We start from the raw sequence: 18442 nt of genomic DNA on the forward strand, positions 1-18442 counted from the left end.
GTTACCGGAAGTGGTCCCATCCGGGGGCTCCACCGGTGTACCGGCGGCCGTCCACGGTCACCCCATCGCCGGCGGTGAAGAGGCTGGCCGGCAGGACCTCCCCGACGACCCGCCAGTCGTCCGGCAGCTCGATCGAGGGCGGGAAGGTGGCCGCGAGCGGGTGGTCGTCCCCGCCGGCGAGGATCCAGCCGTACGGGTCGACGCCCAGCGCCGTCGCCGCGTCCCGCATCTGCTCGGGCACCACGAACGCGGACCGGTGCAGGTCGATCCCGACGCCGCTGGCGGTCGCGATGTGGCCCAGGTCGGCGAGCAGCCCGTCCGAGACGTCGATCATGGACGTGGCACCGAGCCGCGCGCCGGACGGGCCCGCGGCGTAGGGCACCTGGGGGCGGCGATGGGCTTCCACCAGCAGTTTCGGCGAGCGGAAGCCGCGGGACAGGATGGTGTAGCCGGCCGCCGCGTATCCGATCCGACCGCAGACCGCCACCACGTCACCCGGGCGGGCCCCGGTGCGGACCAGCGGCGCCCGTCCCTCCAGGTTGCCCAGGGCGGTCACCGCGATGGTCAGCGTGGGGCTGGCGGACATGTCGCCGCCGACGACGATCGCGCCGACCTTGCCCGCCTCCGCCGCGAGACCGTCCGCGAGTTCCTCCGCCCAGGTGATCTCAAGGTTGGCGGGGGTACAGAGCGCGACGAGCAGCGCCGTCGGGCGGGCGCCCATGGCGGCGATGTCGGCGAGGTTGGCGGCGGCGGCCCGGTGGCCGATGTCGCGGGCGGTGGACCAGTCACGGCGGAAGTGCCGGCCGTCCACGAGCACGTCGGTGCTGGCCACGACCCGGCCGTCAGGCGCTGCGACCAGGGCCGCGTCGTCGCCGGGTCCCAGCAGGACCAGGGGCGACGCCGCCCCGAGCCGGGCCGTCACCCGTGAGATGAGCCCGAACTCCCCGGCGGTTGCAACGGTCACCCGTCCTCCAATTTCAACAAGAACATGAACACCGAATGCGCGATGTTGCGGTTGACGCAGCGTGTTGTGACACGATCACGCACGGCTGCTGGTTCGCTGCCTCCCATGGTGCGGTAGGTTCAGCGCTGATCAGCGCTCGCGCGGCGCAGGAAGGAGTCGTGTCGTGGTACAGGCATACATCCTGATCCAAACAGAGGTCGGCAAGGCACGCGATGTGGCGACCGCCATCCAGGAGCTCACCGGGGTCGTCCGGGTGGACGCGGTCACCGGGCCGTATGACGTGGTGGTGCTCACCGAGGCGCGTAGCGTCGACGAGCTGGGCAAGTTGATCGTCAGCAACGTGCAGCTGGTGCCCGGCATCACCCGCACCCTGACCTGCTCGGTGGTGCACTTATAAATGACGGCGACCAGCCCCGCCAGGATTGCCACCATCGCCGCGGTCCCCGTCGCGCTGCTGGTGGGGGTCCTGGCGTTCTGGCTGCTCGGAGGCTTCCCCACGGCGGCGGCGACCGGCACCGTGCGCACCGACGCGGCAGCGATGGACGAGGCCACGACGGCGACCTGCCGCGCGCTGGTGGCGCGCCTGCCCGAGACGCTCGGCGGGCTGAACCGGCGCCCCGTCAGCGCCGGCCCCGAGCAGAACGCGGCGTTCGGCGACCCGGCGATCGTGCTGTCCTGCGGCACCGTCGGTAAGCGGGCGATTCCGCAAGACGCCCAGCTCCTGGGCCTGTCGGACGTATGTTGGTATCCGGAGGAGCGGGGCGACGAGACCGTCTGGACGACGGTGGACCGCCAGGTCCCGCTGCGGGTCGTGGTGCCGGCGAAGGCCGACGGCGCGTGGCTGGTCAACCTCTCGGCACCGATCGTCGCGACCGTGCCGTTCACCGATCCGGGCACCACCCACTGCTGAAATACCGATCTCCCCTCGGTCAGCACGGAACTCGGCAACGCACCGAACACGGTGCGGAACCGAACCGAACGAGGAGGAGATCCATGCGTACATTGCTGGCCGCCGCGGCGGCCCTGGTCGTCGGCGCCACGACGTTCGCCACCCCGGCAACCGCCGCGCCCGCGCCGAGGACGGTGGCGCTGGGCGCGTCCCTGACCGGGAAACAGGAGGTCCCCAAGGGCAAGGGCGACCCGGACGCCACCGGCATCGCCCTGCTCCAGCTGCACCGCGACAACCGGCTCTGCTACGTCATCCGCGTCCGCGACGTCGACGGCAAGATCGACGCCGCGCACATCCATGCCGGCCGCCCGGGCAGGAACGGGCCGGTGAGCGTCGCGCTGACGGCGCCGACCTGGTACGGATCGGTCGCCACGTGCACGCAGCTCACCGGCAAGCTCGCCCGGCGCCTCCGCGACGACCCGGAGCGCTACTACGTCAACGTGCACTCGTCGGCCTACCCCGACGGCGCCCTGCGCGGGCAGCTGCACAGCGGCTAGTGCAGTCCGGTCCCACGCCGCACGGCCGCCTTGACCAGTCTCGAGATCAGCGTCTGGTACGCCACGCCGCTCGCCTGCCACACCACGGGGAACGGCGCGCCGGGGTCGAAGCCGGGCATCGTGTCGATCCGGTCGAAGAAGACCTGGCCGTCGGGGGTGACCGTGCACTCGACCACGGCCAGTCCGGCGCAGTCGAGCGTGATGAACGCCTCGACGGCCAGGTCCCGGACCCGGCGCTCGACGGCGTGGTCGAGCTCGGCGGGTGCGGCGACCCGGTCGCCGAGGACCTCGCCGGGCACGCTGGCCTCGGGCCGGTCGCCTGAACCGGTGTCCAGGACACCGACGGTGATCTTCCGGCCGGCGGGGGCGGCGACGACGACGACCTTCGGGTCGACGGCACGGGCCGCGGCGACCGCGTCCGGCAGCGCCGCCCAGTCCGCGACCTCGGTCACGGCACCGGCGCCGCGGGCCGGGCGGACCACGACGGGCAGGCCGAGCCGCGCCCGGTCGGCCGCGCCGAGGCCGGCGGTGTCGGCGGTGTCGGCGGTGTCGGCGGTGTCCCTGAGCACGACGTAGGGCGCGACGGGCAGGCCGGCGGCGGCGGCGAGCTTGCGGGAGAAGTCCTGGTCCACGGCGACGGACGCGGCGAGGACGCCCGACCCGACATACGGCAGGTCGGCCATCTCCAGCAGCCCCTGGATGGTGCCCTCGTCGCCGAAGGCGCCCTGCAGGACTGGGAAGACCACGTCGATGCCGCCGAGGTGGGCGACCCCGACGCCGGCGTCGACGACCGAGACCGCGGCGCCGGCCGGGACGAGCTCCGTGGACGGCCCGCCGGCCTGTGCGGCCGCGCTGAGCACCCAGCGACCCTCCCGGGTCACCCCGATCGGCACGATCTCGAACTCGTCGCCGTCGAGGGCGTCGAGGAGGTCGGCGGCGCCGACGCTGGACACGGCGTGCTCGGTGCTGCCGCCGCCGAACACGACGGCGACCCGGGTCTTCTCTGGCGTTTCCACGCGCCGACCCTAACCGGACGGTCAACCGGGCGCTGTCAACTGGTCAGCACCGCACGCTGCGTCAGGCGACGACCGCGTCGAGTGCCCGTCGCACGTCGGCGACCAGGTCCTCGGTGTCCTCGATGCCGCACGAGAACCGGATCAGGCCGTCGGGGGTGTCGTCGCCCCACTGGGCCCGCCGGTCGGCGGAGGTGTGCAGGCCGCCGAAGGACGTGGCCGCGAACACCAGCGAGGCGGCCTCCAGGAACCGGTCGACGGCCGCCTTGTCGGCGAGCGTGAACGTCACCACGCCGGGGATGCGGCGCATCTGCCGGGACGCCACCGCATACGCCGGGTCCTCGGGCCGGCCGGGCCAGCGCACGGAGGAGACCGCCGGGTGCGCCGCGAGCAACGCCGCGACGGCGGCGGCGTTGGCGCTCTGCCGGGCCAGGCGCAGGTCGAGGGTGCCGATCGAGCGGTGCGCGAGCCAGGCCTCGAACGGGCCGGTCACCGCGCCGGTGGCGCCGCGCCACGCGGTGAGGGACGCGGCGAGCTCCGGGTCGCGGGTGCACGCGTAGCCGAGCAGGATGTCGGAGTGGCCGGTCAGGGCCTTGGTGCCGGAGGCGACGGAGATGTCGGCGCCCAGGTCGAGGGGGCGCTGCCCGAGCGGGGTCGCGGTGGTGTTGTCGACCGCGACGAGGCCGCCGCCGGCGTGCACGCGCGCGGCCAGGTCGGCGATGTCGCACACGTCGAGGCCGGGGTTGGCGGGGGTCTCGATCAGCAGCAGCCGGACGGTTTCCAGCGGCGGGTAGGGCCCGGCGGTCGGCACCTCGAGCACCGTGACGCCGCGCTCGGCGAGGTGCGAGGACGCGAACGCCCTGGTCTTGTAGTAACCGTCGCCGGGGACGACGACGGTGTCGCCGGGCCGCAGGACGCTGAGCAGCACGGCGCTGACGGCGGCCATGCCGGAGGCGAACGTCACGCACTCGCCGCCCTCGAGCCCGCCGATCGCCGACTCCAGCGCCCGCCACGTCGGGTTGTCGGTGCGGCCGTAGCCGTCGACGCCGGGCTGCGGTCCGAGGACGGGATCGAGATGGTACGGCGCGCCGAAGGCCGGACCGGGCATGAACGAACGGCCGGGCACCGGCGCGGGAAGCCCAGCGTGCACGACCCGGGTGCCGTCTCCAGTCATGCCGAAAACCCTACTGATGCTCCCCCGTCGACGGCACGCCGGGCCGCTCGGGCTTCGTCTCGCGGGCCATCAGCGCGGCCAGGGCCTTGAGCGGGTCGACGCCCTCGTGGCAGACCAGCTCGACCTGCTCGGTGATCGGCATCTCCACGCCGACGCTGTGCGCCAGGTCGCGGATCGACAGGCAGCTCTTGACCCCCTCGGCGGTCTGCCTGGTCGCGGCCTGGGCCTGCTCCAGGGTCTCGCCGCGCCCGAGGTGCTCGCCGAACGTGCGGTTGCGCGACAGCGGCGAGGAGCAGGTCGCGACGAGGTCGCCGAGGCCGGCCAGCCCGGCGAACGTCATCAGGTTGGCGCCGAGCGCCCCGCCGAGGCGGGTGGTCTCCGCGAGGCCGCGGGTGATCAGCGTCGCCCGGGTGTTGTCGCCGAACCCGAGCGCCGAGGCCATCCCGTAGGCGAGGGCGATCGCGTTCTTGACCGCGCCGCCGAGCTCGCATCCGATGACGTCGTCGTTGGTGTACGGCCGCAGGTAGCGCGTGCTGATCGCCCGCTGGACCAGCTCGGCCCGGCGGATGTCGGTGCAGGCCACCACGGTCGCGGCGGGCTGCTCGGCGGCGATCTCCGGGGCGAGGTTGGGGCCGGTGACGACGGCGATGCGGTCGGGCTCGACGCCGGCGGAGTCCACGATCACCTCGCTCATCCGCTTGAGCGTGCCCAGCTCGATGCCCTTCATCAGGCTGACGAGCGTCGCGTCGGAGCCGATCGTGCCGGCCCAGGCGCCCAGGTTGTCGCGCAGCGTCTGCGACGGCACGGCGAGCACGACCAGGTCGGCGCCGTCGATCGCCTCGGCGGCGTCACCGGTCGCGGTCACCGCCGGCGGCAGCCACGTGTTGGGCAGGTAGTCCGGGTTCACGTGCCGCTCGCGGATCGCCTCGGCCACGTCGGGGCGGCGGGCCCACACGGTGACCTCGGGTGTGCCCGCGTCGGCGAGCAGCTTCGCGAAGACCGTGCCCCACGAACCGGCCCCGAGCACGGCGGCGCGTCGAATGCTCATCTGCCCTCCGTCGTCATCATGCGAGCGACTTGCGCGGTGTCCACAACGGTGGCGGGGTCCCGCCTCGGATCTCCACGAGCATGTCGCGGAGGTGCAGCATGATGTGGTCGGTGATCTCGTTGAGCGTCTGGGCGCTGGGCTGCGCGTCGTCCCAGGCGGACAGGTCGATCGGGTCGCCCGCGACGACCGTCACGTCGGCGCGCGGCAGCAGCCGCAGTTTGCTGGTGCGCGGGTCGTAGATCCGCTCGGGGCCCCACATGACGATCGGGATCATCGGCGCCCGGGTGTCGAGCCAGAGGCGCGCGGCGCCGGTCTTGCCGCGCATCGGCCACAGGTCGGGCTCCCGGGTGGTGGTGCCCTCGGGGTAGATGACCACGGCCTCGCCGTCGCGGACGCCGGCCCGGGCCGCTTCCAGGGCCCGCACCGCGTCGGTGGTGCCGCGGCGGACCGGGATCTGGTGCACCGCGCGCAAGAGCGAGCCGAGCACCGGCACGCTGAACAGGCTGGCCTTGGCCAGGAACGACGGCCAGCGACCGGCGTCGTAGATGTAGTGGGCGACGGCGAGCGGGTCGGCGTGGGAGATGTGGTTGACCACGATGATCACCCCACCCTCGGCCGGGATGTGCTCCATGCCCGTCCAGGTGCGGCGGGTCAGCGCCTGCATCGCGGGCTTCACGGTCGCGACGGCGAAACGCCGCCAAAAGCCGAGCCTCCGGCGCGTCATCTCACCCTCCCCTCACGGTTCTGCTGCGAATCATGCCACTGCCGGACGCTGAGACGTGATGGGCGCCGTGTCAGGATGGGTCATGCTCAGCACCTGGGTGGCCGTGGTGCCGGTCAAGCCGCTCGGTGCGGCGAAGACCCGGCTGCGCGGCGCCGTCCCGCGGCCGTCGCATCCGGGGCTGGTGCTGGCCATGGCCCGCGACACGGTCGCGGCGGCGCTCGCCTGCCCGGCGGTGGCCCGGGTCGTGGCGGTCTGTGACGACCCGCTGGTGCGGGCCGCCGTCACGGCCGCCGGCGCCACGTGGCTGCCCGACACCCCGGCGGCCGGACTGAACGCGGCCCTCGCCTTCGGCGCCCGGGCCGCGGGCGGCGCGCCGGTGGTCGCGCTGACCGCCGACCTGCCGGCGATGCGCCCCGCCGACCTGGCCGTCGTCCTGGCCGAGGCGGCCCGCCTCGCCCGCCGCGCGTTCGTGCCCGATCTGGAGGGCAGCGGCACCGTCCTGCTGGCCGCCCCCGCCGGGGTGGCCCTCGACCCGCACTTCGGGCCCGGGTCCGCGGCCGCCCACCTGCGCTCCGGCGCGGTCCGGCTGGACGGCGACTGGCCGAGCCTGCGCCGCGACGTGGACACCGCCGCCGACCTCGACGCCGCCGCCGACCTCGGCCTCGGCCCGCACACCGGCGAGGTCCTGTGCACCCGCGCATAGGTCCCGCACGCCCGCGCGGAGGTCCTGCGCACCCCTGCGTCGTGGGTCCTGCGCACCCCTGCGTAACAGACATGTCGCCGGGACGCAGTCACGCGAAACACGGCCGGACATCGACGCGCGGTAGCGTGGACTGATGCAGGGGACCGTGGCGACGTTCGACGAGGACACCCGCACCGGGACGGTGCTGCTGGACGACGGTGCCCAGCTGCAGTTCCCGGCCGCTGCGTTCGACGCGTCCGGCCTCCGGCACCTCCGGCTGGGGCAGCGGGTCCGCATCGATCATGATGCCGCCGGGGACGTCATCAAGGTCACACTGCCGACCCTCCCGTAGTTGCCATGCAGCGGGAAGTTCATGTTCAGACCGGCACAAACGGGCGATGATGATCCTGTGGACGAAACGCCTACCGGTCGCAGCCGCCCCCGCAACGCCGCGCAACGCCCCGACCCGCAGAGCGCGCCCTCGAAGGCCGCCCCGCGCAAGGCGGCACCGCGACGGGTGGCCCCGGCAGCGGGCGCGACACCACGGGTCCGTCGGGCGACGAAGGCCGCGGCACCAGCAACCGGGGAAGACGACCAGGCGAGCCAGGCCGAGCCCGAGGAGGTCACCTTGAGCGAGTCGGTGACGGAGCAGACCACGCTGGTCCCAGCGCAGAAGGCACCGGCCACAGAGCCGTCGGCCGAGCACGACGCGCTGGTCGTACCGAGTGAGAAACCGCTGCCTGAGGACCGGTATCTCAACCGCGAGCTGTCGTGGCTCGACTTCAACGCACGGGTGCTGACCCTCGCCGAGGACCCCGCCACGCCGCTGCTGGAGCGGGCCAAGTTTCTCGCCATCTTCGCCAGCAACCTCGACGAGTTCTACATGGTCCGGGTCGCGGGCCTGAAGCGGCGGCTGCAGACCGGCATCCCGGTGCGCCGCCCCGGGTTCCTGCCGCCGACGGAGCAGCTGGAGCAGATCGCCGAGCGCACCACCGCGCTCGTCGCGCGCCAGTCGCGGGTGTTCGCCGAGGAGATCGCCCCGGCGATGGCCGAGGAGCACATCCACATCGTGCGCTGGAGCGAGCTCGACCCGGCCGAGCGGGAGCGGATGCGCACCGCGTTCCGCGAGCAGATCTTCCCGGTGCTGACGCCCCTGGCGGTCGACCCGGCGCACCCGTTCCCCTACATCTCCGGCCTGTCGCTCAACCTGGCGGTCGTGGTCCGTGAGCGCGACGGCGGCCCGGAGCTGTTCGCCCGGATCAAGGTGCCCAACAACGTGCCCCGCTTCTACGCGCTGGACCGCACCACCCGTGACGGGGTGCGCACGGTGCGGTTCCTGCCGGTGGAGGAGCTGATCGCGGCGCACCTGGGGCAGCTGTTCTCCGGGATGCTGGTGGTCGAGCACCACCTGTTCCGGGTGACCCGCAACGCCGAGGTCGAGCTGGACGAGGACCGCGACGAGGACCTGCTGCAGGCCCTGGAGCGGGAGCTGGCCCGGCGCCGCTTCGGCCCGCCGGTGCGGCTGGAGGTCGCCGCCTCGATCTCCGACCACGTGCTCGAGCTGCTGGTCCGCGAGCTGGACATGGACTCCCACGACGTGCTGCGGGTGCCGGGCCTGCTGGACCTGACCGCGCTGTGGGAGATCTACAACGGCGTGGACCGGCCGGCGCTGAAGGACAAACCGTTCGTGCCGGCGACCCACCCGCACTTCGCCGAGGGCGAGACCCCGCGCAGCGTCTTCGCCCGGCTGCGGGACCACGACATCCTGGTGCATCACCCCTACCACTCGTTCTCCACCAGCGTGCAGCGGTTCGTGGAGCAGGCCGCCGCCGATCCCAACGTGCTGGCGATCAAGCTCACGCTGTACCGGACCAGCGGCGACTCGCCGATCGTCGACGCCCTGGTCGACGCGGCCGAGGCCGGCAAGCAGGTCGTCGTCCTGGTCGAGGTGAAGGCGCGGTTCGACGAGAAGGCCAACATCGGCTGGGCCAGGACCCTGGAGCGGGCCGGCTGCCATGTCGTCTACGGGCTCGTCGGGCTCAAGACCCACACGAAGACCGCGCTGGTCGTGCGCCAGGAGGGCAACCACATCCGGCGGTACTGCCACGTGGGCACCGGCAACTACCACCCGAAGACCGCCAGGCTGTACGAGGACTACGGCCTGCTGACCGCGGACCCGGAGGTCGGCGCGGACCTGACCGACCTGTTCAACGTGCTCACCGGGTACAGCCGGCAGACCTCCTACCGGCGGCTGCTGGTCGCACCGCACGGGGTGCGCCGCGGCATCATCGACCGGATCGACCACGAGATCACCCTCGGCGAGCGCGGCCTGATCCAGCTGAAGGTCAACTCGCTGGTCGACGAGGAGATCATCGACTCGCTCTACCGGGCCGGCCAGGCCGGGGTGAGCGTCGACCTGATCGTGCGCGGCATCTGCGCGCTGCGCCCCGGCGTGCCGGACCTGTCGGACAACATCCGGGTCCGCTCGGTGCTGGGACGGTTCCTGGAGCACTCCCGGGTGTTCCGGTTCGGCCGGGACGCCGCCGCGGAGTACTGGATCGGCTCGGCGGACCTCATGCACCGCAACCTCGACCGCCGGGTCGAGGCCCTGGTCAAGGTCACCGACCCGGCCGCGGCCGGCGAGCTCGACCGGATGCTGAAGCTGATGATGAGCGACGAGACCGGCGCGTTCGAGCTGGCCGGCGACGGCACCTGGCACCGCCGGCCGGGCAAGAACCCGCAGGAGGCGCTGCTGCGCCGGATGGTCGACCGGGCGGAGCCCAACACGTGAGCCCCTACGTCCGGTTCCAGGTCGGTGAAAGCTTCACGCTGCCGGATCTCGCCGGGCCGGGCGGCGCCGTCACCCTGGACGCGACCTTCCACGACACCCCGGACGCGGCGCTCGCGCACGCCGGGGTGTCGCTGCGCCAGCACCCCGACGGCACGTGGACGCTGCTGCTGCCGGGGCGCGGGCGCGAGCTGCACCGCCCGGCCGCCGGCGCCGGGGTCGTCCCACCGGACCTGCTGGACGCCGTGACCGCGTTCCGCCGCGGGTCCGGCCTGGCCGCGGTGCGGACGGTCCGCGCGGCCGTCCATGTGCTTTCCGCCGCGGGTGGTGTGCTGGCGGAGGCTCGCGTCCTGTCCGCGCGCGGGACCGGCCGGCGCCCGCGCAGCGTCGAGGTGTCGCTGATCGACGGCACCCCCGCGGACCTCGCCCGCATCGCCGAGCAACTGCTCGCCGCCGGTGCCGTGCCCGACCCGGCCACCGCCGCCATCGCCGTCACCGCCGACGGTGCTGACGACGGCAGCGCCGGTGCGGTGGTCGCCGGTGCGCTGCGGTCCGGCGTCGCGCGGATCCTGCGGCACGACGCGTTCGCGCGGCTGCGCGAGACGATGCCCAACGGCGACACCCCGGTGCACCAGATGCGGGTCGGCACCCGGCGGCTGCGCAGCGACCTGCAGACGTTTCAGCCGCTGCTCGATCCGGCCTGGAGTCGGCCGCTGCGAGCCGAGCTGAGCCGGCTGGCCGGCGCGCTCGGCGGGGCCAGGGACGTCGAGGTGCTGCGGGCCCGGCTGCACGTCACCGCCGCCGCCGATCCCCTGGCGCCGGCGGACCTCGACGCCGTGGACCGCATCGACGCCGCGCTCGCCGGCCGGCAGGAGACGGCGCTGTCGGCGCTGGACGAGGCGCTGCGCTCCGGGCGGTACGTCCCGCTCCTGGACACACTGGTGCGGCCGCCCCGGCTGGCCGGCCGGCACACCGCCCCGGCGGGCCGGGTGCTGCCGGGCCTGGCACGCAAGCCGTGGCGGCAGCTCGTGGCCGGCGCGGACGCGCTGACCCCGCTCCTGCCCGACGACGACTGGCACGAGGTGCGGAAGCTGGCCAAGCGGGCCCGATACGCGTTCTCCTGGGTCCCCGGCCCCGAGGCGGCGGTGCTCGCCAAGCGGATCGCGAAGGTGCAGAAGGTCCTCGGCGAGCACCAGGACGCCGCGACCGCCGCCGACACGTGGTTGTTCGTCGCGAGGTTCCTCGACCGTGGCGACCACCGGCTCGCCGTCACCGCGGGCAGACTGTTCGAGCGGGAGCGGGCGGCGGTCACCCGGGCGCGGGCCGCGTTCCCGGCGGTGTGGGCCGCGGTCTGCGAGGAGAACACCACAGCATGGTTGAAGTGAACACGGTCGTCCGCGCGGCGGGCGGGGTGGTGTGGCGCCCGGCCGGGGACGGTGTGGAGATCGTGCTGGTGCACCGGCCCCGGTACGACGACTGGTCGCTGCCCAAGGGCAAGGTCGACCCCGGCGAGCACGAGCTGGCGGCCGCGGTGCGGGAGGTGCACGAGGAGACCCTCGTGCACGGCGTCCCGCAGGCGCGCCTGCCCTCGATCCGGTACCTGACCGGCGCCCCGGGCGTGGAGAAGACCGTCGAGTTCTGGTCGATGCGGGCCCTGGTGTGGCAGGACCGGCCGGCCGACGACGAGATCGAGGAGGCGCGCTGGGTGCCGGCCGGGCACGCCCCGGCGCTGCTGAGCTACGCCCACGACCGGGGCGTGGTGAAGGCGTTCCTGGACCTGCCGCCGGTGACCGCGGTGGTGGCGCTGGTGCGCCACGCGAAGGCCGGCAAGCGCAAGGAATGGACCGGACCGGACGCGGCCCGCCCGCTGGACCCGACCGGAGCACGCGACGCGGCGGCGCTGAGCGGCCTCCTGCGGCTCCTGCGGCCGGATCGGGTGGTGTCGGCCACCCCCTTGCGCTGCACGCAGACGGTGGAGCCGCTGGGCCTGCCGTTCGACCTGGACGCCGCGTTCGACGAGGGGCAGTCACCCGAGGCGGCGGCCGGGGCCCTGCGGGGCGTGGCGGCGCGGGGCGGCACGAGCGTCGTGTGCAGCCAGGGCAAGCTGATGCCGGCGCTGCTGACGGCATTGACCGGCCGCACCAATGTGGACTTCCACACCCGCAAGGGCAGCGGGTGGATCCTCACCTTCAGCGGTGACCGGCTCCTCGCCTGGGATCCGCTGCACCCGCTGACGGTCTGACGCGACGAAAGGGGCGGCGCCGCGAACTGACTCGCGGCGCCGCCCCTTTTCCGTTGCCTACCGGCGTTGCGGCCGGGTCACTTGGCGGTGGCGGCCTTCTTGGCGGGCGCCTTCTTGGCGGCCGTCGTGGTGGACGCCGTGGTCGTCTTGCGCGCGGTCGTCGACACGGCGGCCTTCGTGGCCTTCGTGGTGGCCTTCTTGGCGGGGGCGGCCTTGGTGGCGGCGGCCTTCGCCGGAGCGGCCTTCGCCGCGGCCTTGGTGGCGGTCGCCTTGGTGGCGGCCTTGGCCGGAGCGGCCTTCGCCGTCGTGGCCTTCGCCGTCGTGGCCTTGGCGGCGGCGGTCTTCGTGGCGGCCTTGGCCGGAGCGGCCTTCGCCGTCGTGGCCTTGGCGGTCGTGGCCTTGGCGGCGGTGGTCTTGGTGGCGGCGGCCTTCTTGGCCGGCGCGACCTTCGGCACCTTGCCGGCGGCGACCATCTCGCGGAAGCTGGCGCCGGCCCGGAACGCGGGCACCGACGTCTTCTTCACCTTGACGGCCTCACCGGTGCGCGGGTTGCGCGCGGTTCTCGCACCACGGACGCGCTTCTCGAAGACACCGAAACCGGTGATGGCGACCTTGTCGCCCTTGGTCACGGCAGCCTGGATCTCGGCCAGCACCGCGTCCAGCGCCGCGTTTGCCGACTTCTTGTCGCCCAGGCGAGCGCTGAGCGCCTCGATGAGCTCGGCCTTGTTCACGTTGTTTCCTCCCGTACCAGAAATGAAGTCCCTGTGGGCAAGGTATCCCAACGCACACAGGATACAAACATATGACGGAAAAGAAATCGTTGTGGAGCAACGGATCCGGCCGGAGGCTCATCGAGACGTCCAGCTAGGGCCTAGTGAACGACGGGTGTCCACTCCGGACGGCCTTGTTCGAAGGCCGTGATGGACTCCTCGTGGCGCAGTGTCAGACCGATGTCGTCCAGGCCCTCCAGCAGGCGCCAACGGCTGAAATCGTCGATCGGGAAGGCCCATTCGCGGCCCGCCGCACGCAACTGGCGGTCCTGCAGATCGACCGTTACCGACAACTGCGGATCCGCTTCGATCGCGGCCCAGAGTTCCTCGACCACTTTCAGGTCCAACTCGATGGGCAGGAGCCCGGCCTTGAGCGCGTTTCCCCGGAAGATGTCGCCGAAACGCGGCGCGACGACCGCCTTGAAGCCGTAGTTCTGCAACGCCCACACGGCGTGCTCGCGCGATGATCCGGTGCCGAAGTCGGGTCCGGCCACGAGGACCGAGGCGCCGGCGTAGGCGGGATTGTTGAGCACGAATGCGGGATCCGAACGCCACGCGTTGAACAACCCGTCCTCGAACCCGGTGCGGGTGACGCGCTTCAGATATACGGCGGGGATGATCTGGTCGGTGTCCACGTTGGACCGGCGCAGCGGGACGGCCGTGCCGGTGTGGACGGTGAACTTCTCCATGTCAGATTCTGCCTGTCTTCGCTTCGGGCTTCGACTAGTTCAGGTCCGCGGGGGCCGCGAGGCGGCCGACGACGGCGGTGGCGGCGGCGACCTGCGGCGACACCAGGTGGGTGCGGCCACCACGGCCCTGCCGGCCCTCGAAGTTGCGGTTGGACGTCGAGGCGGAGCGCTCGCCCGGCTTCAGCGTGTCCGGGTTCATGCCCAGGCACATCGAACAGCCCGCGAAGCGCCACTCGGCACCGGCGGCGGTGAAGACCTCGTTGAGGCCCTCCTCCTCCGCCGCGGCGCGCACCGACGCGGATCCGGGCACGACGAGCATGCGCACGGACTCGGCGACCTTGCGCCCGCGCAGCACGTCGGCGGCGGCCCGCAGGTCCTCGAGCCGGCCGTTCGTGCACGAGCCGAGGAAGACCACGTCGACCGCGACGTCGCGCAGCGGCGTGCCCGGCGTCAGCGCCATGTACTCGAGCGCCTTCTGTGCCGCGACGCGGTCGGCGTCCTCGGCGAAGTCGGCCGGGTCCGGCACGCTCGCGCCCAGCGGCGCACCCTGGCCCGGGTTGGTGCCCCAGGTGACGAACGGGGTGAGGTGGGTGATGTCGAGGGTGACCTCGGTGTCGAACTTCGCGCCCTCGTCGGTGCGCAGCGAGGTCCAGTACGCCTTCGCGCGGTCCCAGGCCTCGCCCTTCGGCGCGTACTCGCGGCCCTCGACATACGCGAACGTGGTCTCGTCCGGCGCGATCATGCCGGCCTTGGCGCCCCACTCGATCGACATGTTGGAGACCGTCATCCGGCCCTCCATCGACATGCGCTCGATGGCGGGTCCGCGGTATTCCACCACGTGGCCGCGCCCGCCGCCGGTGCCGACCTGGGTGATGAGCGCCAGCACCAGGTCCTTGGCCGTGACGCCCGGGGCGAGGTCGCCGACGACGTTGACCGCCATCGTCTTCAGCGGCGGCTGCGGCAGCGTCTGGGTCGCCAGGACGTGCTCGACCTCACTGGTGCCGATGCCGAACGCCAGCGCGCCGAACGCGCCGTGCGTGGAGGTGTGCGAGTCACCGCAGACGATCGTCATGCCCGGCTGGGTGAGTCCCAGCTGCGGTCCCATGACGTGGACCACGCCCTGCTGCGAGTCGCCGAGCGAGTGGCGGCGCACGCCGAACTCGTCGCAGTTGCGCCGCAGCGTCTCGATCTGGGTGCGGGACACCGGGTCGCTGATCGTCAGCAGGTTGTCGGTCGGCGTGTTGTGGTCCTCGGTCGCGATCGTCAGCTCGGGACGGCGCACCGTGCGGCCGCTCAGCCGCAGGCCGTCGAAGGCCTGCGGGCTGGTGACCTCGTGCACCAGGTGCAGGTCGATGTAGAGCAGATCCGGCTCGCCGTCGGCGGAACGGACGACGTGCGCGTTCCACACCTTCTCTGCGAGCGTCCGCGGTCGTGCTTCTCCCACCATCTGGACATCCTAAAGTTTGGGAGGTATGTTTCGGTCTGTGGGACACAGTATGAGCGGTGTTGGCGTGCTCGACAAGGCGGTGGTCATCCTGGCCGCCTGTGTCGACGGCGCCAGCCTGGCCGAACTGGTGGACCGGACCAAGCTTCCCCGGGCAACGGCGCACCGGCTCGCACAGGCCCTGGAAATCCACCGATTGCTCGTTCGGGACGCGCAAGGACGCTGGCGGCCGGGCCCGCGTCTGGGCGAACTCGCCAACGCGGCACCCGACGTTCTTCTGACCGCGGCCGAGCCGATGCTCACCGCACTGCGCGACGCGACCGGCGAAAGCGCGCAGCTCTATCTCCGCCGCGCCGACGAGCGGCTCTGCGTGGCCGCCGCCGAGCGCGCCAGCGGGCTGCGCGACACGGTGCCGATCGGTTCGGTGCTGCCGATGACCGCCGGCTCCGCCGCGCAGGTGCTGCTCGCGTGGGAGCCGCCGGAGGCGGTGATGCCGCTCCTGCCCCGGTGCAAGTTCACCGGCCGCACCCTCGCCGAGGTCCGCCGCCGCGGCTGGGCGCAGAGCGTGGCCGAGCGCGAGGCCGGCGTGGCCAGCGTCTCCGCGCCGATCCGCGACCGCACCGGCCGGGTCATCGCGGCGATCAGTGTCTCGGGCCCGATCGAGCGGCTCGGGCGGCGCCCCGGCGACCGTCACGCGATGGCCGTGGTGCGGGCTGGACAACGCCTGTCCGGCCTGTAGCGTGCCGCTCATCGAGCACGCTTGACTGGAGGAACGCCAGTGCCTGAATCCACCCCTGCCGCTCCGGAACCGATCGACGCGGGCGTCTCCGAGGCACCCGAGACCCCCGAGGGTGAGGCGTCCGGCGTCGGTCAGGCACCCTCGGGTGCCCCGGACAAGCCGACCGGCGCCCCCGGCTCCCCCAGCCCCGACGGCCCGCAGCGGCCGACCCCGCCCACGGCACCCACCGTTCCGGCCGAACCGGCGCCGGCCGGCGGCGGCCGGGGTGGTTGCCTGAGCATGGTGCTCGGCCTGCTCCTGCTCGTCGCCGCGCTGCTGGGCATCTCCGGCCAGTTCTGACCTGTCGCGGGGTTCTCCGGACCGTCCGGAGGGCCCCGCACTGGTCCGCTTCCCCGTTACGATGCCGCCGACATCACACGGGGAGGGACATCATCATGTCCGAACACATCGAGCCTCCGGACGGATCCAGCACCGCCGAACCGGCTCCGGAGGCCGCGGCGCCGCCCGCCGGCGCCGACCAGCCGGACGACCCGGCACCGTTACTGAACCCCGCTCCCACCGGCGACCCCGCGCTCGCGGAGCCGCCGACATCCCCGCAGGGCCCGGCGCCGGCCTCCGGTTATGGAGACCTGGGGGCATTCCTGGCCGGCGTGACACCGGTCGACGCAGACGTGATCGAGTCGCCGCCGCCGCGGCGCCGCCGGCCGGTCGTCCTCGCGCTGACCTCCGCCGCGGTCGTCCTGGTCGTCCTGCTCGGCGGCGGCGCGTTCGCCCTGGCCCGGCTGTGGAACGGCCCGGTCGGCACCCTGCCCGAGGAGCTCGTGCCGGGGTCGGTCGCCGCGTTCGCCCGCCTCGACCTCTCCCCCGGCATCGGCCAGCGGCTCAAGGTCGAGGCCCTGCTACGCAAGGCCGCCGGTAGCGGCGGCGCGCCCAAGTCGTTCGACGACGCGAAGCGCGACGTCTTCGCCGACGCCGGCGCGCCGATCGGCTACGACGACGTCGCCTCGTGGTTCGACGACCGGGTCGGCGTCGCCGTGTGGGGCGGCCCCGAGGGCAGCGCCGGACCTGTCGTGCTCCTCGTCCTGTCCTCGCGGGACGACGGCAAGGCCCGCACGGCGCTCGCCGCGGCGCAGCAGAAGGTCGGCACCAACCGGCTCGGCTTCGTCGCCGGTGACGGGCGGGCCCTGCTCGCGTTCGGCGGCAAGGACCTCCAGCGGCTCGCCACCTCAGCGGCGGACGCCGCGAAGAAGGCCCCGCTGTCGAAGTCGCCCGCGTTCACCTCGGCCGTCGCCAAGCTCCCCGCGGACCAGCCCGGCCTGGCGTGGGCCGACCTGGCCCGCGTGACCGAGCTGCAGCGGGCGTTCCTGGACGCGGCGATCGACGAGGAGGGCTTCGACGACGAGGAGGCGTTCGACATCGCGCCGGTCCTCCCGCCGACGGTCACGGGCATGCTCGTCGCCGGCGTCCAGGCCGGCGACGACGGTTTCGAGGTCCGCGCCCGGGTGTCCGGCGGCGGTCTGCCGCTGACCGGCGCGACGGGCGGCACCGACGCCCTCGCGCTTCTCGGCGCCCTTCCGGCCGGTGTCACCGCGGCCGGCGTCGCCAGCGGTCCCTTCGGCAACGACTCGCTCTTCGGCGACACCGGCGGGTTGCTGTCCACGTTCCTGTTCCCGATGTCGATGTTCGGCTTCGCCGTCGGTGAGGCGTCCGACCCGGAGGAGATGCCCCCGGGCTTCGACCCCGACACCGGCCTGCCGCCCGGCGTGGACCCGTCCGACCCCGCGGCGGTCGAGAAGTACTTCCGGGAGCACCCCGAGCTGCTCACCGGCGGCGCCATGGGGATGCAGAAGAGCACCGAGGCGCTGACGAAGGCCATCTCCACCGCGACGTCGGTGTCGTTCACCGTCGCCGGCCTGCCGGGCACCGCCGCGCAGGCCCCGACGTCCGACGGATCGGACCTCGGGCTGCAGCTCGACCTGCGGCTCGCCGACGCCGCCGCGGCCAAGCAACTGCAGACCGACCTGGCCGAGCTGGTCAAGGCCGGCGGGACCGTCTGCGAGGTGCGCGGGGAGCACGTGGTGCTGCGGACGAAGGCGTACAAGGGCGGCACCGGCAAGCTCGCCGACGACCCGCGCTTCCGCGCCGCGACCGCCGGCGGGGTCCCGAACGCCACCACGGCGCTCTACTTCGGCAGCGAGCCCGGCAGCACTCCGGCCACGTCCGTCGGCGTGACCGTCGGCCGCGACGGCGCCGACACTGTGGTGATGGCGAAGATCCTGGTCGGTTGACGCGCTTCCCCCCGGGCCTGTGCGGCGACGCTCAGGCCCGGGGCACCGCGGGCCTACAGGTCGACCACCTCGCGGCCCAGCGGCCAGAGCGCGGCCGGGACGAGCTTGAAGTTGGCGATGCCGAACGGGATCCCGATGATCGTGACGCACAGCGCGATGCCGGCGGTGATGTGGCTCAGCGCCAGCCACCACCCGGCGAGCACGAGCCACAGGACGTTGGCCACCCCGGTCGCCACGCCGGCGTCGGACTTGGCCTGCAGCGTGCGGCCGAACGGCCACAGGGAGTAGACGGCCAGCCGCCACGACGCCACCGCGAACGGGATCGTGATGATCAGCACGAAGCAGATCACCGCGGCGAATGCGTAGCCGATGAACAGCAGGAAGCCGCCACCGAAGATCAGCCACAGCACGTTCAGGATGAAGCGAATCAT

20 protein-coding genes are annotated in these 18442 nt (G+C 73.1%); 11 read left to right on the forward strand and 9 right to left on the reverse strand.

Features of this window, described 5'->3' with window-relative positions; translation table 11 throughout:
• Position 1: 1 nt before the first annotated feature.
• The gene (locus Dsi01nite_RS12510; protein WP_203846266.1) at positions 2-964 is read right to left on the reverse strand and encodes a thiamine-phosphate kinase; all 963 of its coding nucleotides are present in this window, start codon (positions 962-964) and stop codon (positions 2-4) included.
• Between the two features lie 163 nt (positions 965-1127).
• Here Dsi01nite_RS12510 and Dsi01nite_RS12515 point away from each other — a divergent pair, with 163 nt between their 5' ends.
• The 3 genes from Dsi01nite_RS12515 to Dsi01nite_RS12525 all read left to right on the forward strand — a co-directional run bounded on the left by Dsi01nite_RS12515 (position 1128) and on the right by Dsi01nite_RS12525 (position 2410).
• Positions 1128-1361: an Lrp/AsnC ligand binding domain-containing protein gene (locus Dsi01nite_RS12515; protein WP_203846267.1), complete on the forward strand. Its 234-nt coding sequence runs from the start codon at positions 1128-1130 to the stop codon at positions 1359-1361.
• Entirely contained in the window at positions 1362-1874 is a 513-nt protein-coding gene (locus Dsi01nite_RS12520; protein WP_203846268.1) for a DUF3515 domain-containing protein, read from the forward strand.
• An 83-nt stretch (positions 1875-1957) separates the two neighbouring features.
• Positions 1958-2410: a CHRD domain-containing protein gene (locus tag Dsi01nite_RS12525; protein ID WP_203846269.1), complete on the forward strand. Its 453-nt coding sequence runs from the start codon at positions 1958-1960 to the stop codon at positions 2408-2410.
• Here Dsi01nite_RS12525 and Dsi01nite_RS12530 read toward each other — a convergent pair.
• From Dsi01nite_RS12530 to Dsi01nite_RS12545, 4 genes are all read right to left on the reverse strand, one after another.
• Positions 2407-3426: a D-alanine--D-alanine ligase gene (locus tag Dsi01nite_RS12530; protein ID WP_203846270.1), complete on the reverse strand. Its 1020-nt coding sequence runs from the start codon at positions 3424-3426 to the stop codon at positions 2407-2409. The genes Dsi01nite_RS12525 and Dsi01nite_RS12530 overlap by 4 nt on opposite strands.
• 61 nt (positions 3427-3487) lie before the next feature.
• Positions 3488-4597: a cystathionine gamma-lyase gene (locus tag Dsi01nite_RS12535; protein WP_203846271.1), complete on the reverse strand. Its 1110-nt coding sequence runs from the start codon at positions 4595-4597 to the stop codon at positions 3488-3490.
• Between the two features lie 10 nt (positions 4598-4607).
• Positions 4608-5645: an NAD(P)H-dependent glycerol-3-phosphate dehydrogenase gene (locus Dsi01nite_RS12540; protein WP_203846272.1), complete on the reverse strand. Its 1038-nt coding sequence runs from the start codon at positions 5643-5645 to the stop codon at positions 4608-4610.
• Positions 5646-5661: 16 nt separating this feature from the next.
• Positions 5662-6369 carry a lysophospholipid acyltransferase family protein gene (locus tag Dsi01nite_RS12545; protein ID WP_203846273.1) on the reverse strand — a complete coding sequence of 236 codons (708 nt, stop codon included), beginning with the start codon at positions 6367-6369 and terminating at the stop codon, positions 5662-5664.
• An 82-nt stretch (positions 6370-6451) separates the two neighbouring features.
• On the opposite strand from Dsi01nite_RS12545, the gene cofC reads away from it, so the two are divergent.
• From cofC to Dsi01nite_RS12570, 5 genes are all read left to right on the forward strand, one after another.
• Positions 6452-7072, forward strand: coding sequence for a 2-phospho-L-lactate guanylyltransferase (cofC, locus tag Dsi01nite_RS12550; RefSeq protein WP_203846274.1), 621 nt, complete (start codon positions 6452-6454; stop codon positions 7070-7072).
• Positions 7073-7205: 133 nt separating this feature from the next.
• Positions 7206-7403 (forward strand): cold-shock protein, encoded by a 198-nt coding sequence (locus Dsi01nite_RS12555; protein ID WP_203846275.1) that lies wholly within the window; start codon positions 7206-7208, stop codon positions 7401-7403.
• Between the two features lie 165 nt (positions 7404-7568).
• Positions 7569-9842 carry an RNA degradosome polyphosphate kinase gene (locus Dsi01nite_RS12560; protein WP_373318771.1) on the forward strand — a complete coding sequence of 758 codons (2274 nt, stop codon included), beginning with the start codon at positions 7569-7571 and terminating at the stop codon, positions 9840-9842.
• Positions 9839-11224 (forward strand): CYTH and CHAD domain-containing protein, encoded by a 1386-nt coding sequence (locus tag Dsi01nite_RS12565; RefSeq protein ID WP_203846277.1) that lies wholly within the window; start codon positions 9839-9841, stop codon positions 11222-11224. Before Dsi01nite_RS12560 ends, Dsi01nite_RS12565 begins: the two co-directional genes overlap by 4 nt.
• Positions 11212-12081 (forward strand): NUDIX hydrolase, encoded by an 870-nt coding sequence (locus tag Dsi01nite_RS12570; RefSeq protein WP_203846278.1) that lies wholly within the window; start codon positions 11212-11214, stop codon positions 12079-12081. The genes Dsi01nite_RS12565 and Dsi01nite_RS12570 overlap by 13 nt, the downstream gene beginning before the upstream one ends.
• Positions 12082-12158: 77 nt before the next feature.
• On the opposite strand, the gene Dsi01nite_RS12575 is transcribed toward Dsi01nite_RS12570, so the two are convergent.
• The 3 genes from Dsi01nite_RS12575 to leuC form a co-directional block, all read right to left on the reverse strand.
• Complete coding sequence (locus Dsi01nite_RS12575) at positions 12159-12812, reverse strand: HU family DNA-binding protein (protein ID WP_203846279.1); 654 nt, start codon at positions 12810-12812, stop codon at positions 12159-12161.
• A gap of 140 nt (positions 12813-12952) precedes the next feature.
• Positions 12953-13540, reverse strand: coding sequence for a 3-isopropylmalate dehydratase small subunit (gene leuD, locus Dsi01nite_RS12580; RefSeq protein WP_203846280.1), 588 nt, complete (start codon positions 13538-13540; stop codon positions 12953-12955).
• Positions 13541-13574: 34 nt separating this feature from the next.
• On the reverse strand, positions 13575-14987 hold the full coding sequence (leuC, locus tag Dsi01nite_RS12585) for a 3-isopropylmalate dehydratase large subunit (RefSeq protein WP_203846281.1): 1413 nt from the start codon (positions 14985-14987) through the stop codon (positions 13575-13577).
• A 49-nt stretch (positions 14988-15036) separates the two neighbouring features.
• Here leuC and Dsi01nite_RS12590 point away from each other — a divergent pair, with 49 nt between their 5' ends.
• The 3 genes from Dsi01nite_RS12590 (at position 15037) to Dsi01nite_RS12600 (ending at position 18011) form a co-directional block, all read left to right on the forward strand.
• Positions 15037-15723, forward strand: coding sequence for an IclR family transcriptional regulator (locus Dsi01nite_RS12590; RefSeq protein ID WP_033357786.1), 687 nt, complete (start codon positions 15037-15039; stop codon positions 15721-15723).
• Between the two features lie 39 nt (positions 15724-15762).
• Complete coding sequence (locus Dsi01nite_RS12595; protein WP_203846282.1) at positions 15763-16062, forward strand: hypothetical protein; 300 nt, start codon at positions 15763-15765, stop codon at positions 16060-16062.
• A 95-nt stretch (positions 16063-16157) separates the two neighbouring features.
• Entirely contained in the window at positions 16158-18011 is a 1854-nt protein-coding gene (locus Dsi01nite_RS12600; RefSeq protein WP_203846283.1) for a hypothetical protein, read from the forward strand.
• A 53-nt stretch (positions 18012-18064) separates the two neighbouring features.
• Here Dsi01nite_RS12600 and Dsi01nite_RS12605 read toward each other — a convergent pair whose 3' ends face one another.
• A complete protein-coding gene (locus Dsi01nite_RS12605) occupies positions 18065-18442 on the reverse strand; it encodes a YccF domain-containing protein (RefSeq protein ID WP_203846284.1) in 378 nt (125 codons plus the stop codon).

This window comes from Dactylosporangium siamense (assembly GCF_016862795.1).
Taxonomy (GTDB): Bacteria; Actinomycetota; Actinomycetes; order Mycobacteriales; family Micromonosporaceae; genus Dactylosporangium; species Dactylosporangium siamense.